Consider the following 16,489-nt stretch of genomic DNA (forward strand, 5'->3'; position numbering starts at 1 on the left):
CCTGGACTTCCGGCCCCGCGCGCCGCTATACATCGGATCATCAAGAAAAGATCCGATGTCTCACGACGGGGGTGTGCATGAGTCCGACCATTACCGAGGTCGATGTGTACGACATCCGCTTTCCGACCTCGGAGCAGCTCGACGGCTCGGACGCCATGAATCCCGACCCCGACTACTCCGCCGCCTACGTCATGCTCCGTACGGACTCGCCCGGCGGCCTGGCGGGCTACGGTCTCTGCTTCACGATCGGGCGCGGCAACGACGTCGTCGCCGCGGCGATCAGGACACTGCGACCCTACGTGGTCGGCCGCTCGGTGGACAGTGTCACGGGTGATCTTGGCGGCTTCTACCGGCTGCTCACCCACGACTCCCAACTGCGCTGGCTCGGCCCGGAGAAGGGCGTGATGCACATGGCCGCCGGGGCGGTGGTCAACGCCGCCTGGGACCTGGCCGCCCGCCGGGCCGGGCTGCCGGTCTGGGAACTGCTGGCCGGGATGAGCCCGGAACAGCTCGTGGACATGGTCGACTTCCGCTACCTCAGCGACGCCATGACCCGCGACGAGGCGCTGGAGATCCTGCGCCGCGCCGAGCCGGGCCGCGCCGAGCGCGCCGCGGAACTGCGCCGTCGCGGCTACCCCGCCTACACCACGGAACCCGGCTGGATCGGCTACTCCGACGACAAGTTGACCCGGCTGTCCAAGGAGGCCGTCGCCGCGGGCTTCCAGCAGATCAAGCTCAAGGTCGGCGGCGACCTCGACGACGACCTGCGCCGGATGCGGCTGGCCCGCGACGCGGTCGGCCCCGACATCAGGATCGCCGTCGACGCCAACCAGCGCTGGGACGTCTCCGACGCCGTGGACTGGATGCGGGCGCTGGCGCCCTTCGACCCGTACTGGATCGAGGAGCCGACCAGCCCCGACGACGTCCTCGCGCACGCCGCGATCCGCGCGGGCCAGCCGGTGCCGGTCGCGACCGGCGAACACGTCGCCAACCGCGTGGTGTTCAAGCAGCTCCTCCAGGCCGGCGCGGTGGACTTCGTCCAGATCGACGCGGCCCGCGTCGCCGGGGTCAACGAGAACATCGCGATCCTGCTGCTCGCCGCCAAATTCGGCGTCCCGGTCTGCCCGCACGCCGGCGGCGTGGGCCTGTGCGAACTCGTCCAGCACCTGTCGATGTTCGACTACGTCGCCGTCTCCGGCACCTGGGACAACCGGGTGATCGAGTACGTCCCGCACCTGCACGAACACTTCACCGATCCCGTGGTGATGGACCACGGCCGATACCGCGCCCCTGCCGCGCCCGGCTTCTCCGCCCGTATGGTCCCGGAGTCGCTCGCCGACTACCGCTACCCGGACGGCCCGGTGTGGCAGGCGCGACAGGCCCGACAGGAGCTGACCCGATGAGCACCAGCGCCGATCCGACGCACGCCGCCTCCGCCGCCCAGGACCTCGCGGGCCTCACCGCCCTCGTCACCGGGGGCGCCTCCGGGATCGGCGCCGCCACCGCGGCGCTGCTGACCGCCCGCGGCGCGCGCGTCGCCGTACTCGACCGCGACACCGCGGGCGCGCCGAGCGGCACCGTCCCCGTCACCGCCGACGTCACCTCGGACGAGGACGTACGGGCCGCGGTCGGCGCGGCCGTCGCCGAACTCGGCAGCCTGCACATCGTGGTGAGCAACGCCGGGATCGGCGCCATCGGCACCGTCGAGGACAACCCGGACGACGAGTGGCAGCGCGTGCTGGACATCAACGTCATGGGCATGATGCGGACCGCCCGCGCCGCCCTGCCGCACCTGCGCGAGGCCGCCGCCGCCCGGCCGGGCAGCGCCTCCATCACCCACACCTGCTCGATCGCCGCGACCGCGGGACTGCCGCAGCGGGCGCTGTACAGCGCGAGCAAGGGCGCGGTGCTCGCCCTCACCCTGGCGATGGCCGCCGACCACGTACGCGAGGGCGTACGGGTCAACTGCGTGAACCCCGGAACCGCCGACACCCCCTGGATCGGCCGCCTCCTCGACCAGGCCGAGGACCCGGCCGCCGAGCGCGCGGCACTCGACGCACGCCAGCCCCTGGGACGGCTGGTGTCCGCCGACGAGGTCGCCGCGGCCATCGTCTACCTGGCGAGTCCCGCCGCGGCGAGCGTGACCGGAACCGCGCTCGCCGTCGACGGCGGAATGCAGGGACTGCGCCTGCGCCCCGCCGGAAGCTGAGCCGCCACCCCGGCTTCCGCGCACGGCAGTTGTCCCCAAGTACGTCAGCTCCTCCGCACCTCAGCTCCTCCGCACCTCAGGCACCGCCCCCGCACCACATCCTCCGCAGAGCCGACACACAATTCGAAGGGCAGGGCTCGACGATGAGACTGCGCAGAACGACCGTGGCCGCCTGTGCCGCACTGCTCGCGGTCACCGCGCTCGCCGGTTGCAACCGGGGAAGCGACAGCAAGGCGGGCAGCTCCGGCAAGGTCGGCATCGACCTGCCGCGCTCCGACAGCGACTTCTGGAACTCGTACAACAGCTACATAGAAAAGGGCGTCAAGGCCGGTGACGTCTCGGCCCTGCCCCGCACCAACTCGCAGAACGACATCGGCAAGCTCGTCGCGAACGTGCAGAGCTTCGCCAACGAGGGCGCCAAGGCGCTCGTGATGGCTCCGCAGGACACCGGCGCCATCGCCTCCACTCTGGAGCAGATGGCCAAGAAGAAGATCCCGGTGATCAGCGTCGACACCCGCCCCGACAAGGGCCCGGTGTACATGGTCGTCCGCGCGGACAACAAGGCGTACGGCACGAAGGCGTGCGAGTACCTGGGCGAACAGCTCAAGGGCAAGGGCAAGATCGCGGAGTTCGAGGGCGACCTGTCCTCGATCAACGGCCGCGACCGCTCGGAGGCGTTCGCCGCCTGCATGAAGAGCAAATTCCCGAACATCAAGGTGATCCCGCTGGTCACCAACTGGGACGGCGCCACCGCCTCGGCCAAGCTCCAGACCACGCTGGCCGCCGACCCGGACCTGAACGGCATCTACATGCAGGCCGGCGGGGTCTTCCTCCAGCCGACCCTCGCGCTGCTCCAGCAGAAGAACCTGCTCAAGCCGCCGGGCACGCCCGGACACATCACGATCATCTCCAACGACGGCATCCCCGAGGAGTTCAAGGCCATCAAGGCCGGGCAGATCGACGCCACCATCTCCCAGCCCGCCGACCTGTACGCGAAGTACGCGCTGTACTACGCCAAGGAGGCACTGGCCGGGAAGACCTTCCAGCCGGGCCCGACCGACCACGACTCCACGATCATCAAGATCCCCAACGGTCTCGAGGACCAGCTCCCCGCCCCGCTGGTCACCAAGGACAACGTGGACGACGCGAGCCTGTGGGCCAACCAGCTCGGGAAGAGCTGACCCATGGCCGAGGCCGTACCGCCCCCCGCGGTCCACGCGGAGGGCATCGTCAAACGGTTCGGGGCCACCGTGGCCCTGGACCGGGTGGGCATCACCGTCGCGGCCGGCGACTCGCACGCGCTCGTCGGCCGCAACGGGGCGGGCAAGTCCACCCTGGTCTCCGTGCTGACCGGGCTGCACGCCCCGGACGCCGGGCGGGTCTCCTTCCTCGGGAAGCCCGCCCCCGCGCCCGGCGACACCGCCGCCTGGCAGTCCAAAGTGGCCTGCGTCTACCAGAAGTCGATGGTCGTCCCCGATCTGACCGTCGCGGAGAATCTGTTCCTGAACAGATTCGGCCGCGGCCGGATCCGCTGGTCCGCGCTGCGCGGCCGGGCCCGCGACCTGCTCGCCGAATACGGGGTCGACGTCGACCCGACCGCGCGCGCCGGTGATCTCACCGTCGAGCAGGGGCAGTTCGTGGAGATCGCGCGGGCCCTGTCCTTCGGCGCGCGCTTCATCATCCTGGACGAGCCCACCGCGCAGCTCGACGCGGCGGGCATCGAGCGGCTCTTCACCAAGCTGCGCGGCCTCCAACAGCAGGGCGTGGCCTTCCTGTTCATCTCGCACCACCTCCAGGAGGTCTACGACCTGTGCAGCACCGTCACGGTCTACCGTGACGCCCGCCATGTCGTGACCGCGCCCGTCGCCGAGTTGAGCAAGGCGGAACTGGTCGAGGCGATGACCGGTGAGGCGGCGCAGACCGAACTGGCCTGGCACGCACGGGGGTCGGCCGACGAGTCGGCGTCCAAGGCGCTGTCCACCTCGCTGTCGGTGCCGGTCTCCAAGGGCGCCGCGGACACCGGTGACGCCGTCCTGCGCGCCGAAGGGCTCGTGCTCGACGGCGCCTTCGACAGCATCGACTTCGCCGTACGCCCCGGCGAGGTGCTGGGCCTGGCCGGGGCCACCGCCAGCGGCAACACCGCGCTCGGCGAGACCCTGGTCGGGCTGCGCAAGGCCACCGGCGGCCGGACCCTGGTCGCGGGCAAGGCCGTACGCCCCGGCAGCGTCCCGCACGCGCTCGGCGCCGGGATCGGCTACGTACCCGAGGACCGGCACCGGCAGGGCCTGGTGCTCGGCCGCAGCGTCGCGGAGAACGCCACCCTCACCGTGACCGACCAACTCGGCCCGTACGGCACGGTCCTGCCGTCCAGGACCAGGGAATTCGCACAGCGCATGATCAGCTCGCTGGACATCAAGACCTCGGGACCGGCCCAGCCGGTGGCCGACCTGTCCGGCGGCAACCAGCAGAAGGTCGTCATCGCCCGCGCCCTGGCCCGCGACCCGCGCGTGCTGGTGGCCGTCCGGCCCACCGCGGGCGTGGACGTGAAGTCCAAGGACGCGCTGCTCGGCGTGGTCAGAGGCGTCGCGGACCGCGGCGACGCCGCCGTGATCGTCTCCGACGAACTGGACGACCTGCGGGTCTGCGACCGGGTGATCGCGCTCTTCCACGGGCGGGTGATCGCCGAGTTCGGCAGCGGATGGAGCGACCGGGACCTGGTCTCGGCCATGGAAGGGCTGCCCTCGGGCGGCGACGAGGGAGCCGAGGAATGAGTGACACCAGTCAGTTGACCGCCGATGTGGCGGTACCGGACAAGACCCGGCGGCCGGCGCCGCGTATCCAGCTCACCCGCTACCGGGACCTGTCCCTGCTGCCGGTGATCCTGCTGCTGGGCGTCATCGGCTTCATCGTGTCGCCCACCTTCCTGACCTCCGACAACCTCCTCGGCGTCCTCCAACAGTGCAGTGAACTGAGCCTGTTGGTGCTCGGCGAGGCGATGATCCTGATCTCCGGCCGGATGGACCTGTCGCTGGAGTCCACCATCGGCGTGGCCCCCGTGATCGCCATGTGGCTGGTGATGCCGAGCACCGGCTCCGCCACCTACCACGGCATCGGGCTGCTGCCCGGCTGGTCCTCGATCCCGCTCTGCCTGCTGGTGGGCGTGCTCATCGGCGGCTTCAACGGATTCCTGATCCTGAAACTGCGGGTCAACGGCTTCATCGCCACCCTCGGCATGCTGACCATGCTCCGCGGCCTCCAGGACGGCATATCCCAGGGCAAGTCCATCGTCGAGGTGCCCGCGTCCTTCTCCTACCTCGGCGGCGCGTCCTGGCTCGGCGCCCCGGCCGCGGTCTGGATCTGCCTGGTGCTCTTCGTCCTCGGCGGCCTGGCGCTCGGCTATCTGCGGCACGGCCGGGCGCTCTACGCGATCGGCGGCAACAAGGAGGCGGCCCGCGCGGCCGGTATCCGGGTCGACCTCATCACCTGGGTCGTCCTCGCCGTCGCGGGCCTGCTCGCCGCCTTCGCCGGTGTGCTCTACGTCGGCCACTACGGCGCGATCTCCTCGACCCAGGGCAACGGCTGGATCTTCCAGGTCTTCGCCGCCACCGTGATCGGCGGCGTCAGCCTCAACGGCGGCAAGGGCACCCTCTTCGGCGCCCTGACCGGTGTCGTCGCGCTCCAACTCGTCGTGAACGTCACGACGCTGGGCGGTGTGCCGCCGCTGTGGGACAAGTTCCTCTACGGTGCGATCATCATCGTCGCGCTGATCATCTCCCGCTTCGCGAGCGGCGAGAAGCAGGACTGACCGGATACCCGAGGGAGAGAACGTCACCATGCCCGTACCGGTACTGCCCCGGCTCGGCCTCGGCTGCGCGCCGCTGGGCAACCTCTACCGCGCCGTCACCGAGGAGGAGGCCGAGGCCACCGTGGCCGCCGCCTTCGAGACGGGGGCCGCGGGGCCCGTGTACCTCGACACGGCGCCGCACTACGGCCTCGGCCGGTCCGAGGAACGGCTCGGCCGGGCGCTGGCCGGACGGGACCGCTCCACGTACGTGCTCTCCACCAAGGTCGGCCGCAGGCTGCGCGACCTGCGGCCGGGCGAGGCCCCGGACGGCCAGGGCTTCACCGACTCCCCGGCCCGCGCGCGGGAGTGGGACTACACCGCCGACGGCATCCGCGCCACGCTGGAGGGTTCCCTGGAACGGCTCGGCGTGGACGCCGTCGACATCGTCTATCTGCACGACCCCGAGGACCACCTGCCGGAGATCTACGACACCGGCTTCGCCGCCCTGGCCGACCTGCGCGACCAGGGCGTGGTCAAGGCCATCGGCTTCGGCATGAACTACAGCGACATCCTCGCCCGCCTCGTCGCGGACCTCGATGTCGACGTCGTGCTGTGCGCGGGCCGCTGGACGCTGCTGGAACGCACCGCGCTGGACGACCTGCTGCCGGCCTGCGAACGGCGCGGTACGAAGGTCGTCGTGGGCGGCGTCTACAACTCGGGCCTGCTGGCCGACCCGCGACCCGGCGCACACTACAACTACGTCGAAGCGCCAGCGGAGATCCTGGCCCGCGCCCAGCACATCGCCGCCGTCTGCGCCGAGTTCGACGTCCCGCTGCGCGCCGCCGCGCTGCGCTACCCCTTCGCGCACCCCTCGGTGGTCTCGGCCGTGGTGGGCGCCGCCAACGCCGCCGAGGTGCGCGACAACGCGGAGCTGTTCTCGTACGACATCCCGGACGCGCTCTGGCACGCGCTGGTCGCCCGCGGGCTGCTGGACAAGGACGCGCCGCTGCCGCTCAGGGCTCCCGCCGAGGGGGCCTGACCGGATGCGGATCGACGCCCACCACCATCTGTGGGACCTCGAACGGCGCCCCCAGCCGTGGCTGACCGGGGCTGAACTCGACCCCATCGCCCGGACGTTCCGCCTCGCGGAACTCCTTCCACTGCTGGACGCGCACGGGATCGACGCCACCGTGCTCGTCCAGTCCAGCTCCTCGCTCGACGAGACCCGCGAACTCCTCGCCCTCGCCCGCGACTCCGGCGGCCGGGTCGCCGGGGTCGTCGGCTGGGCCGACCTCACCTCGCCCGAACTCCCCGGCACCCTGGGCACGTTGGTCGCCCTCGGACCCCTGGTCGGCATACGGCACCAGGTCCAGGACGAGGCCGACCCCGGATGGCTGGCGCGCGCCGACGTCAGGTCCGGCCTCGCCGCCGTCGGCGCAGCGGGGCTCGTCTACGACCTGCTCGTCACCGTCGACCAGCTCCCCGCCGCCATCGACACGGTGCGGGCGCTGCCCGAGGTGCGGTTCGTCCTCGACCACGGCGCCAAGCCGCCGGTCGGCGGCGGAGGCTGGGAGCCGTGGGCCGCCTCCATGACCGAGCTGTCGGCGCTGCCGAACGTCTCGTGCAAGCTCTCCGGGCTCGTCACGGAGGCCGACTGGCACCGGTGGCGGGTCGCCGACGTGCTGCCCTACGCCCGCCATCTCCTGGCCGCCTTCGGGCCCGACCGGCTCCTCTTCGGCTCCGACTGGCCCGTGTGCACCCTCGCCGCCGATTACTCCTCCGTCGTCGCCCTCGCCGAGGCCGCCCTCTCCCCTCTCACCCCCGCCGCCCGCGACGCCGTCCTCGGCCGCAACGCCGCTCGCCTCTACGCCCTGAACCTGCCCCCGTCGGGCCCCTGAGCCAGTGCAGCGCCTGCTCCCGGGGGCGCGGCCCCGGACGGGTCGTTCGCCGGGGCGGCAGGCCGAGTTCTCGGGGCGGAAAGCGAGGCCCCGCGGAGGGCGAACGCACAGGGCTCGCGCCCTCCCCACCCCGCCCGGAGGGCTAAAGCGTTGAGCGAAGCCACTGCTCCACGCTGGCGACATGCACCGTCGCCCACGAACGGGCAGCCTCGGCGTCGCGGTCGCGCAGGGCGGTGAGAATGGCCCGGTGCTCGTGCAGCGTGCGGCTGACGGCGTCGACCTGGGTGATGCCGCGCCAGACGCGCGCGCGGGTGGTGGGTCCTGACAGACCGTCGAGCAGCGAGCAGAGCACGGAGTTGCCCGAGCCCTGGACGATGCCGCGGTGGAACTCCAGGTCGGAGGCGACCAGTTCCTCGACGGACGGCTGCGGGCCGAGCGCGTCCAGCTTGCCTTCGAGGGCGTCCAGCTCCTCGACGGAGATGCGGACGGCGGCCATCGCGGTGGCGGCGGGTTCCAGGATGCGGCGGACCGCGAGGAATTCGAGCACGGTGTCGTCGCGGTGGAAGTCCACGACGAAGCTGAGGGCTTCGAGCAGGAGCTGCGGGTCGAGGCTGGTGACGTAGGTGCCGTCGCCCTGGCGGACGTCGAGGATGCGGATCAGCGAGAGGGCGCGGACGGCCTCACGCAGGGAGTTGCGGGACAACCCCAGCTCGGCCGCGAGTTCGCTCTCCTTGGGGAGCCGGTCGCCCGGACGCAGCGCCCCGGAGACGATCATCTCCTTGATCCTCTCGATGGCCTCGTCGGTGACCGCCATCAGCGCCTCCCCTGTCCAGGTCCCGCCGCCGCCAGACCTCCGATGTATGAGGCCCCATTATGGGCCCGGCGCGCCGGAACGCCTAACAACGGCCGGAACCGGGCACAGCCGCCCCCGAACCGGCCGAACCGCCCCCCTGTACGGGCTCAGCGGCTCGCGTACCGGCTCGGCGGCGCGCCGACCGCCGCGGTGAAGTCACGGGTCAGGTGCGCCTGGTCGGCATAGCCCAGGTCGGCGGCGAGCGCGGCCCAGTCGATGTCGGCGCCGCCGTCCGCGCGGGCCGCGGCCTCGTGCAGCCGGGCCCGGCGCAGCACCCACTTGGGGCTCGCCCCCACGTACTCCGCGAAGAGCCGCTGGAGCCGCCGTACGGGCAGGTCCAGCTCGCGGGCCAGCTCGTCCACCCGGAAGAGCTGCGGGCCGGCGGTGATCCTCCCGCGCTCATCGGCCGGGGGGACACCCCTCTCGATTCTCTCGACCAGGTCCGCCACCTCGGCCACCACCGGGTCCTGCCGGGTGCCGGGCAGCAGCTCCAGCAGATACTCCTCGGCCAGCGCCGTCATCGCCGCCAGGTCGTCCAGTGCCAGGATCTCCCGGCTCAGCGCCTCGACGGCCCCGGCCGGGCCGCCCAGCAGACCGGCCGCGGGCACCGCGCGGTCGGCCAGCTCCGCCACCGGCCCGTCGATGAACGGCCGGAAGGCGCCCGGCCGGAATTTCACCCCGAACACCTGGTCGCGCCCGTGCAGCACACGGCTGAACACCCCCCGCTGCACCCCGTACACCAGTGGCTCAGGGGCCTCGAAGACCAGATGGACATTGGGGTGGGCGAGCACCTTCTGCTCGTGGTCCGGCCGCCCCCGCAGGTCCCAGCGCGGATTCCAGTAGAAGTCGACCAGAGCCGCCAGCGCGGGCCGCGGCTGCTGCCGCCGTACTTCGACGCGCCCGCCCGTCGCCTCCGGCCTCAGCACCCCGCGCCCCAGCCCGTGCCCGTGCCCGCTCATGCCCGTCACTGTAAACGCGGCCACCGACAACGGCGCGGGCCCGCGCGGGCACGCACGGGCACGCGCGGGCACCGGCAACGGCGCGGCCACGCGACACGGGCCGGGTGTCGCGTTTCTTCAAGACCGCCGTCCCCGGTCGCGCCTAGCGTCGAGGGCATGAACTTCCACGCACAGATCGCCGACAGTGCCGCGGAGGCCGCCCGGGTCGCCGCCGGGATCACCGACGACCAGCTCACCGGCCCCACGCCCTGTCCCGACTACGACACCCGCACCCTGATCAACCACTGGGTCGCGTACACCGGCCTCGGCATGGAGCTGCGCGCCCGCAAGGAGCCGCACCCCGCCGACCTCGGCGAGCGCGACTTCACCGCGGAGCCCGGCTGGGCCGCCGCCTACGCGCGGCAGCTCGACCGGGCCGCGGACGCCTGGGCCGACCCGGCCGCCTGGGAGGGCGAGCTGGACATGGGCGGCATGGCGATGCCCGCGAAGGACATCGCCGGAATGCTCTTCATGGAGCTGCTGCTGCACGGCTGGGACGTCGCCAAGGCCACCGGGCAGGAGTTCAGGGCCGACGAGAAGTCCGGCGCCCTGCTGCTGGCCGTCGTGCGCGAGCAGGCCGAGATGTTCCGGCAGTACAAGGGCTTCGCGGAACCGGTCGCACCGCCCGCCGGTGCCACCGACTTCGAAACCGCTGTCGCCCTGTCCGGCCGCGACCCATACTGGGCGGCATGATCCAGCACGACCTCATCGCCCGGGTACGGGACATGTGCCGCGCCGACGAACGCCTCGGCGCGGCACTGATGTACGGCTCCTTCGCCGCGGGGGAGGGCGACGCCCACAGCGACGTCGAATTCTGGCTCTTCTTCGACCCGGAGCGGCGCGCGGAAGTGGAACCCGAGCAGTGGTGCCGGGAGATCGCCCCGGCCAATCTGGTGCTGCTCAACGAATTCGGCAGCCATGTCGTGCTCTTCCCGGGCCCGGTGCGCGGCGAATTCCACTTCGCGACCACCGACGACATCCCGACGGTCGCCACCTGGCCCGCGCGCGGCGCCGCCGTCGAGCGGATGGTGGTCGTCGACCGCGAAGGGCTGCTGACGCCGGTGCTCGAAGCGGTGCCCGAGCACCCCGTGCTCCCCGCGGCGCCCGACGAGATCGCCGACCTGTGCGGCCGGTTCGCCAACTGGCTGGTGCTGGCGCTGCACGTCACCGCGCGCGGCGAGCACCTGCGCGCGCGGGACGCGCTCTGGCACGCGGCCCGCCATGTGCTGTGGATGGCCCGGCTCGCCGAGGACAGCACCGCGCACTGGCTGACGCCGTCGCGCGCCGCGGAGGCCGAGCTGCCCGCCCGTACGATCGCGGCCGTGGCAGAGGCCAACCCCGTGAGCCTCTGGCACGAGGGCCGCGACCGCTGGCTGACCCTGCTGCCCAGGACCGGCCGCCCCGCCCCGACCGCCCTGTTCGCCGAACTCGACCGCCTGACCGCCGAGACGGCCCAGCCCGCCGGGACGGCCCAGCCCGCCGGGACGGCCCAGCCCGCCGGGACGGCCGAGGCCGCCGCGACGGAACCGCCCGCAGGGACGGCGGCCCCCACTTCCTAGTCCCGGCGAAGCACCCGCTCGACCCCTTCCCGCACCTCCGGCGTGTCGAGACCGCGGATGGTCAGCGTCGTCCGCCGCCGCAGCACGTCGTCCGCGTCCTGCGCCCACTCGTGGTCGCGGGCGTAGACGACCTGGGCCCAGATCTCCGGGGCGTCCGGGTGCACGCGCCGGGCCAGCTCCGGGTCCTCGTTGGCCAGCCGCGCGATGTCGAAGGCCAGCGAGCCGTAGTGGGTGGCCAGGTGCCTGGCGGTGTCGGCCGCCATGCGCGGTCCCGGCGCGTCGCCGTCGATCAGCAGCCGGTGGGCGACCGCGTCGGGGCTGGCGAAACCGGGCAGCGGGGCCCGGCGCGGCAGCGACGACATCGGCTCCATGTCGTCGGACAGCGGATGCCCGGGCAGCTCGGCCAGCTTGGTCATCACCGTGCGGCCGATGTGCCGGAAGGTGGTCCACTTGCCGCCCGCCACCGACAGCATGCCGCCGGTCCCCTCGGTGACGACCGTCTCCCGCTTGGCCTTCGAGGTGTCGCCGGGACCGCCGGGCAGCACCCGCAGACCCGCGAAGGAGTACGTGATCAGGTCGCGGGAGAGCTGCTGGTCGCGGACGGAGAAGGCCGCCTCGTCCAGGATCTGCGCGATGTCGGCCTCGGTGACCCGCACATCGGCCGGATCGCCCTCGTACACCTCGTCCGTGGTGCCGAGCAGCAGCATGTCCTCCCAGGGCAGGGCGAAGGTGATGCGGTACTTGTCGATCGGGGTGGCCAGCGCCGCCCGCCACGGCGAGTGCCGCTTGAGTACCAGGTGCGCGCCCTTGGACAGCCGGATCGACGGCGCCGCGGCCGGGTCCTCCATCCGCCGCAGGTGGTCCACCCACGGCCCGGTGGCGTTGAGCACCAGCCGCGCGTCGACCCCGAATTCGGTGCCGTCCACGCGGTCGCGCAGATCGGCGCCCGTGACCCGGCCCCGCGTGAAGCGCAGCCCGGTGACCTCGGCGTGGTTGAGCACGGTCGCGCCCGCGTCGACCGCGGCCCGTACCGTCATCAGCGCCATCCGGGCGTCGTTCATCTGCCCGTCCTCGTAGACGGCGACCGCGCGCAGGTTGTCGGTCCGCAGCTCGGGCACGTCCCGCGCGGCCTTGGCCGGGCTGATCACATGGCCGACGCCGTCGCGGAAGGCGGACAGCGCCGAGTACGCGAAGACGCCCGCGCCGAGCTTGGCCGCGCCGTGCGGGCCGCCCTTGTAGACCGGCAGATAGAAGGTGAGGGGGTTGGCCAGGTGCGGCGCGATGTCACGGGAGACCGCGCGCCGCTCCAGGTGGTTCTCCGCCACCAGCTTCACCGCGCCGGTCTGGAGGTAGCGCAGGCCGCCGTGGAGCAGCTTGGAGGAGGCGGAGGAGGTGGCCCCGGCGAAGTCACCGGCGTCCACCATGGCCACCCGCAGCCCCGACTGCGCGGCGTGCCAGGCGGTGGTGATGCCGAGGATGCCACCGCCGATCACCAGCAGGTCGTACGTGGCACGGCCGAGCAGATCCCGGGTCTCGGCCCTGCCGGGGTTGGCGCCTGCGGTCGGATGCGAACCCAGGGCGGGAACGCGCTGCGAGGTGGTCATGGGGTGAATCAGTGCTCCTCTGCGGTGCTCTCTTCGAGCCAGCCCATCGTGGCCTGCACGGCCTTGAGCCAGCTCTTGTACTCGCGGTCCCGTTGGGCCGCGTCCATGCGCGGGGTCCACTCGGCGGCGCGCCGCCAGTTGGCCCGCAGTGCCTCGGTGTCGGGCCAGAAGCCGACCGCGAGACCGGCCGCGTAGGCCGCGCCCAGGCAGGTGGTCTCGGCGACCATCGGGCGCACCACGGGCGCGTCCAGGAAGTCGGCCAGGGTCTGCATGAGCAGGTTGTTGGAGGTCATGCCGCCGTCGACCTTGAGGGCGGCCAGTTCGACGCCGGAGTCCTTGGTCATGGCGTCGGCGATCTCCCGCGTCTGCCAGGCCGTCGCCTCCAGCACGGCGCGCGCGATGTGCGCCTTGGTGACGTAACGGGTCAGCCCGGCGATCACCCCGCGCGCGTCGTCGCGCCAGTAGGGGGCGAACAGGCCGGAGAAGGCCGGTACGAAGTAGGCGCCGCCGTTGTCCTCGACGGACGAGGCCAGCGTCTCGATCTCGGCGGCGGTGCTGATCAGCCCCATCTGGTCGCGCATCCACTGCACCAGCGCGCCGGTGACGGCGATCGAGCCCTCCAGCGCGTAGACCGGCGCGTCGTCGCCGATCCGGTAGCCGACGGTGGTGATCAGGCCGTTGTAGGAGTTGACCGGGGTCTCACCGGTGTTCATCAGCATGAAGGTGCCGGTGCCGTAGGTGGACTTGGCCTCGCCCTCGGCGAAGCAGGTCTGCCCGAACAGCGCCGCCTGCTGGTCGCCGAGCGCGGAGGCCACCGGCACGCCGTCCAGCACGCCGCCGACCGTGCTGCCGTACACCTCGGCGGAGGAACGGATCTCCGGCAGTACGGCGGCGGGTACGCCGATCGACTCCAGGATCTTGTGGTCCCAGTCCAGGGTGCGCAGGTTCATCAGCAGGGTGCGGGAGGCGTTGGTGACGTCGGTGACGTGCCGGCCGCCGTCGACACCGCCGGTGAGGTTCCAGATCACCCAGGAGTCCATGGTGCCGAAGAGGATCTCGCCGCGCTCGGCGCGCTCGCGCAGGCCCTCGACGTTGTCCAGCAGCCAGCGGATCTTGGGTCCGGCGAAGTACGAGGCGAGCGGCAGGCCGGTCTCGCGGCGGAAGCGGTCCTGGCCGACATTGCGGCCCAGTTCGCGGCAGAGCACGTCGGTGCGGGTGTCCTGCCAGACCAGCGCGTTGTGCACCGGCTCACCGGTGTTCTTGTCCCACAGCAGGGTGGTCTCGCGCTGGTTGGTGATGCCGATCGCCTTGACGTCGGCGGCGCTGAAGCCCTCGTTGTCCTGGGCGGCCTTGGCGATGGCGCCCTCGACCACCTCCTGGACATTGGTCCAGATCTCGGCGGCGTCGTGCTCCACCCAGCCCGGCTTGGGGAAGATCTGCTCGTGTTCCTTCTGGTCGACGGCGACGATCCGGCCGTCCCGGTCGAAGACGATGCAGCGGCTCGACGTGGTGCCCTGGTCGATCGCGGCGATGAACGGGCCGGTGCCGTGCGAGTGGGTGCCGGCGGCGGCGGTGGTGTCGGTCACGTGGTGCTCCTCGGGATCTGCGCGGGGGAAGTGGCTGCGGGGGAGTGGGCGTGGCGGTCTCGCGGCGGCCCTACGTGAAGGCGAGCTTGTACAGGCCGCCGGCTATCGCGGCGCCGGCCAGCGGGCCCAGCACCGGGATCCACGCGTAGCTCCAGTCCGAGCCGCCCTTGTTGGGCAGCGGCAGAAGGCTGTGCACGATACGCGGGCCGAGGTCGCGGAACGGGTTGATCGCGTACCCGGTGGGGCCGCCGAGCGACAGGCCGATACCGACGACGAGGAGCGCGGTGAGCAGGATGCCGGTGCCGTTGAGCGCGAGTCCGGTCGTCATGCCCTGGGTGAGGATGAAGAGCACCAGGACGGCGGTGCCGATGACCTCGGTGAGGAGGTTCTGCACCGGGTTCCGTATCTCGGGTCCGGTGGAGAAGACGCCGAGCACGGGTCCCGCGGGCTGCCCCTTGCGGTCGGTCTCCGGGCCCTCGGGGGAGGTCGTGCCCGCGCCGACGATCTCGGGGTCGGTCAAGTGCGCCTGGAACTGGCCCAGGTAGGCCACCCACACCAGGAAGGCGCCGATCATCGCGCCGAGCAACTGCCCCATCAGGTAGAAGGGCACGGTGTGCCACACACCGGTCTTGATCGCCACGCCGAGGGTGACCGCCGGGTTGAGCTGGCCGCCCGAGTAGCCGTTGGCGATGTAGGCGCCGCCGAGCACCGCGAATCCCCAGCCGAAGGAGATGGCGACCCAGCCCGCTCCCCGGGCCTTCGACTTCTTGAGCGTGACGGCGGCGCAGACGCCGCCACCGAGCAGGATGAGCACGGCGGTGCCGAAGGTCTCGCCGATGAAGATATGGCCGTTGGACACAGCGACTCCTTTGTCCAAGTGTCTTTACGTCAGGGCACGGGCGACCCGAATCGCGTCCGGCGTTCGACAATGTCGACCGTACAGCGAATATTTTCTCTCCGGGAGCGGCAGGTCAAGAGGAGTGGACGGTGAAACGCGGGAGAAGGCCGCGCGGGCGCGGCGTCGAGGGCCGGATACGGGCGGGGCGGATCAGAAGCGGGCGGCGCCCAGATCGCGGGAGACGGCGCGGGCGCAGTCCCGTACCGCCGCCACCAGCCGGGCCTGGATGCCGCCCTCGTCGCAGACCCGTTCCACGGCGCCGGTGATGCCCACCGCGCCCACCGGCATCCGCCGCCGGTCGTAGACGGGCGCCGCGACCGAGGCCACGCCCTCCCACGTCTCCTCCAGGTCGGCGGCCCAGCCGCGCGCCCTGGTGAGGTCCAGCAGCGCCTCGAAGTCGGTGATGTCGGTGACGGTGCGCACGGTGAGCGTCGCCCGCTCGTGCTCGGTCACCTCGTTGTGCGCCACCGGGTCGAAGGCGGACAGCACCTTGCCGAGCGCGGTGCTGTGCAGCGGGTGCATCGCGCCCACCTCCAGCGCCTGGCGGCTGTCGTCCGGCCGGAAGACGTGGTGCACGATCAGCACGCCGTCCTGGTGCAGCACCCCGAGATACGCCGCCTCGCCGCTTGACCTGGCCAGGTCGTCGGTCCACACCAGCGCGCGGGCCCGCAATTCGTGCACGTCCAGATAGCTGTTGCCCAGCCGCAGCAGCTCCGCGCCGAGCTGGTACTTGCCGGAGACCGGCTCCTGTTCGACGAAGCCCTCCTGCTGGAGGGTGCGCAGGATGCCGTGCGCGGTGCCCTTGGCCAGGCCGAGCGACGAGGCCACGTCGGTGAGCCCCAGCCGGCGCTCACCGCCGGCCAGCAGCCGCAAAATCGCCGCCGCGCGTTCCAGTGACTGGATGGGACCTGGCATCGGCGGCACTCCAAGCAGAGGGGGGTGTCATGATCGGCGGTCGACAATGTCGACCGCCATCATCTCAGAGATGATTCTGGCACCACGGTCCGCCCATCGGAATGCCTTCGAGCCCGGACGGTGCGGCCCGCTAGGCTGGCCGGGTGCGCGTCCCGCCGCCCTCCGATCCGTCGGCCCCGGCGGGG

15 protein-coding genes are annotated in these 16,489 nt (G+C 72.0%); 9 read left to right on the top strand and 6 right to left on the bottom strand.

What is annotated here, in order from left to right; genetic code table 11:
- Positions 1-77: 77 nt before the first annotated feature.
- The 7 genes from ACIO6U_RS20780 to ACIO6U_RS20810 all read left to right on the top strand — a co-directional run bounded on the left by ACIO6U_RS20780 (position 78) and on the right by ACIO6U_RS20810 (position 7,891).
- Positions 78-1,403 (top strand): L-fuconate dehydratase, encoded by a 1,326-nt coding sequence (locus ACIO6U_RS20780; RefSeq protein ID WP_355333059.1) that lies wholly within the window; start codon positions 78-80, stop codon positions 1,401-1,403.
- Positions 1,400-2,209, top strand: a complete 810-nt coding sequence (locus ACIO6U_RS20785; protein WP_401721111.1) for an SDR family NAD(P)-dependent oxidoreductase — start codon at positions 1,400-1,402, stop codon at positions 2,207-2,209. Before ACIO6U_RS20780 ends, ACIO6U_RS20785 begins: the two co-directional genes overlap by 4 nt.
- Positions 2,210-2,352: 143 nt before the next feature.
- The gene (locus ACIO6U_RS20790) at positions 2,353-3,390 is read left to right on the top strand and encodes a sugar ABC transporter substrate-binding protein (RefSeq protein ID WP_355333054.1); all 1,038 of its coding nucleotides are present in this window, start codon (positions 2,353-2,355) and stop codon (positions 3,388-3,390) included.
- A 3-nt stretch (positions 3,391-3,393) separates the two neighbouring features.
- Complete coding sequence (locus tag ACIO6U_RS20795) at positions 3,394-4,980, top strand: sugar ABC transporter ATP-binding protein (protein WP_401721114.1); 1,587 nt, start codon at positions 3,394-3,396, stop codon at positions 4,978-4,980.
- Complete coding sequence (locus ACIO6U_RS20800; RefSeq protein ID WP_188282963.1) at positions 4,977-6,014, top strand: ABC transporter permease; 1,038 nt, start codon at positions 4,977-4,979, stop codon at positions 6,012-6,014. The genes ACIO6U_RS20795 and ACIO6U_RS20800 overlap by 4 nt, the downstream gene beginning before the upstream one ends.
- A gap of 28 nt (positions 6,015-6,042) precedes the next feature.
- Entirely contained in the window at positions 6,043-7,032 is a 990-nt protein-coding gene (locus tag ACIO6U_RS20805; protein WP_401306721.1) for an aldo/keto reductase, read from the top strand.
- Between the two features lie 4 nt (positions 7,033-7,036).
- Entirely contained in the window at positions 7,037-7,891 is an 855-nt protein-coding gene (locus tag ACIO6U_RS20810; RefSeq protein WP_401721119.1) for an amidohydrolase family protein, read from the top strand.
- 142 nt (positions 7,892-8,033) lie between these two features.
- Here ACIO6U_RS20810 and ACIO6U_RS20815 read toward each other — a convergent pair whose 3' ends face one another.
- Complete coding sequence (locus ACIO6U_RS20815; RefSeq protein WP_355333046.1) at positions 8,034-8,705, bottom strand: FadR/GntR family transcriptional regulator; 672 nt, start codon at positions 8,703-8,705, stop codon at positions 8,034-8,036.
- Positions 8,706-8,851: 146 nt separating this feature from the next.
- Positions 8,852-9,703, bottom strand: a complete 852-nt coding sequence (locus tag ACIO6U_RS20820; protein WP_401721122.1) for a DUF6597 domain-containing transcriptional factor — start codon at positions 9,701-9,703, stop codon at positions 8,852-8,854.
- A gap of 156 nt (positions 9,704-9,859) precedes the next feature.
- Between ACIO6U_RS20820 and ACIO6U_RS20825 the strand changes: the two genes are divergently transcribed.
- Positions 9,860-10,435 carry a TIGR03086 family metal-binding protein gene (locus ACIO6U_RS20825; protein ID WP_391161069.1) on the top strand — a complete coding sequence of 192 codons (576 nt, stop codon included), beginning with the start codon at positions 9,860-9,862 and terminating at the stop codon, positions 10,433-10,435.
- Positions 10,432-11,301 carry a hypothetical protein gene (locus ACIO6U_RS20830; protein ID WP_401721125.1) on the top strand — a complete coding sequence of 290 codons (870 nt, stop codon included), beginning with the start codon at positions 10,432-10,434 and terminating at the stop codon, positions 11,299-11,301. Before ACIO6U_RS20825 ends, ACIO6U_RS20830 begins: the two co-directional genes overlap by 4 nt.
- Here ACIO6U_RS20830 and ACIO6U_RS20835 read toward each other — a convergent pair.
- The 4 genes from ACIO6U_RS20835 to ACIO6U_RS20850 form a co-directional block, all read right to left on the bottom strand.
- A complete protein-coding gene (locus ACIO6U_RS20835) occupies positions 11,298-12,905 on the bottom strand; it encodes a glycerol-3-phosphate dehydrogenase/oxidase (protein WP_355333038.1) in 1,608 nt (535 codons plus the stop codon). The two genes, ACIO6U_RS20830 and ACIO6U_RS20835, sit on opposite strands and share 4 nt — an antisense overlap.
- A gap of 8 nt (positions 12,906-12,913) precedes the next feature.
- Positions 12,914-14,491, bottom strand: a complete 1,578-nt coding sequence (gene glpK / locus ACIO6U_RS20840; RefSeq protein ID WP_355333035.1) for a glycerol kinase GlpK — start codon at positions 14,489-14,491, stop codon at positions 12,914-12,916.
- Positions 14,492-14,561: 70 nt separating this feature from the next.
- On the bottom strand, positions 14,562-15,350 hold the full coding sequence (locus ACIO6U_RS20845; RefSeq protein ID WP_391161063.1) for an aquaporin: 789 nt from the start codon (positions 15,348-15,350) through the stop codon (positions 14,562-14,564).
- 189 nt (positions 15,351-15,539) lie between these two features.
- Positions 15,540-16,304 (bottom strand): IclR family transcriptional regulator, encoded by a 765-nt coding sequence (locus tag ACIO6U_RS20850; RefSeq protein ID WP_401721130.1) that lies wholly within the window; start codon positions 16,302-16,304, stop codon positions 15,540-15,542.
- Between the last annotated feature and the right edge of the window lie 185 nt (positions 16,305-16,489).

Origin of the sequence: Streptomyces sp. NPDC087422 (assembly GCF_044744145.1) — a bacterium.
Classification (GTDB): domain Bacteria; phylum Actinomycetota; class Actinomycetes; order Streptomycetales; family Streptomycetaceae; genus Actinacidiphila.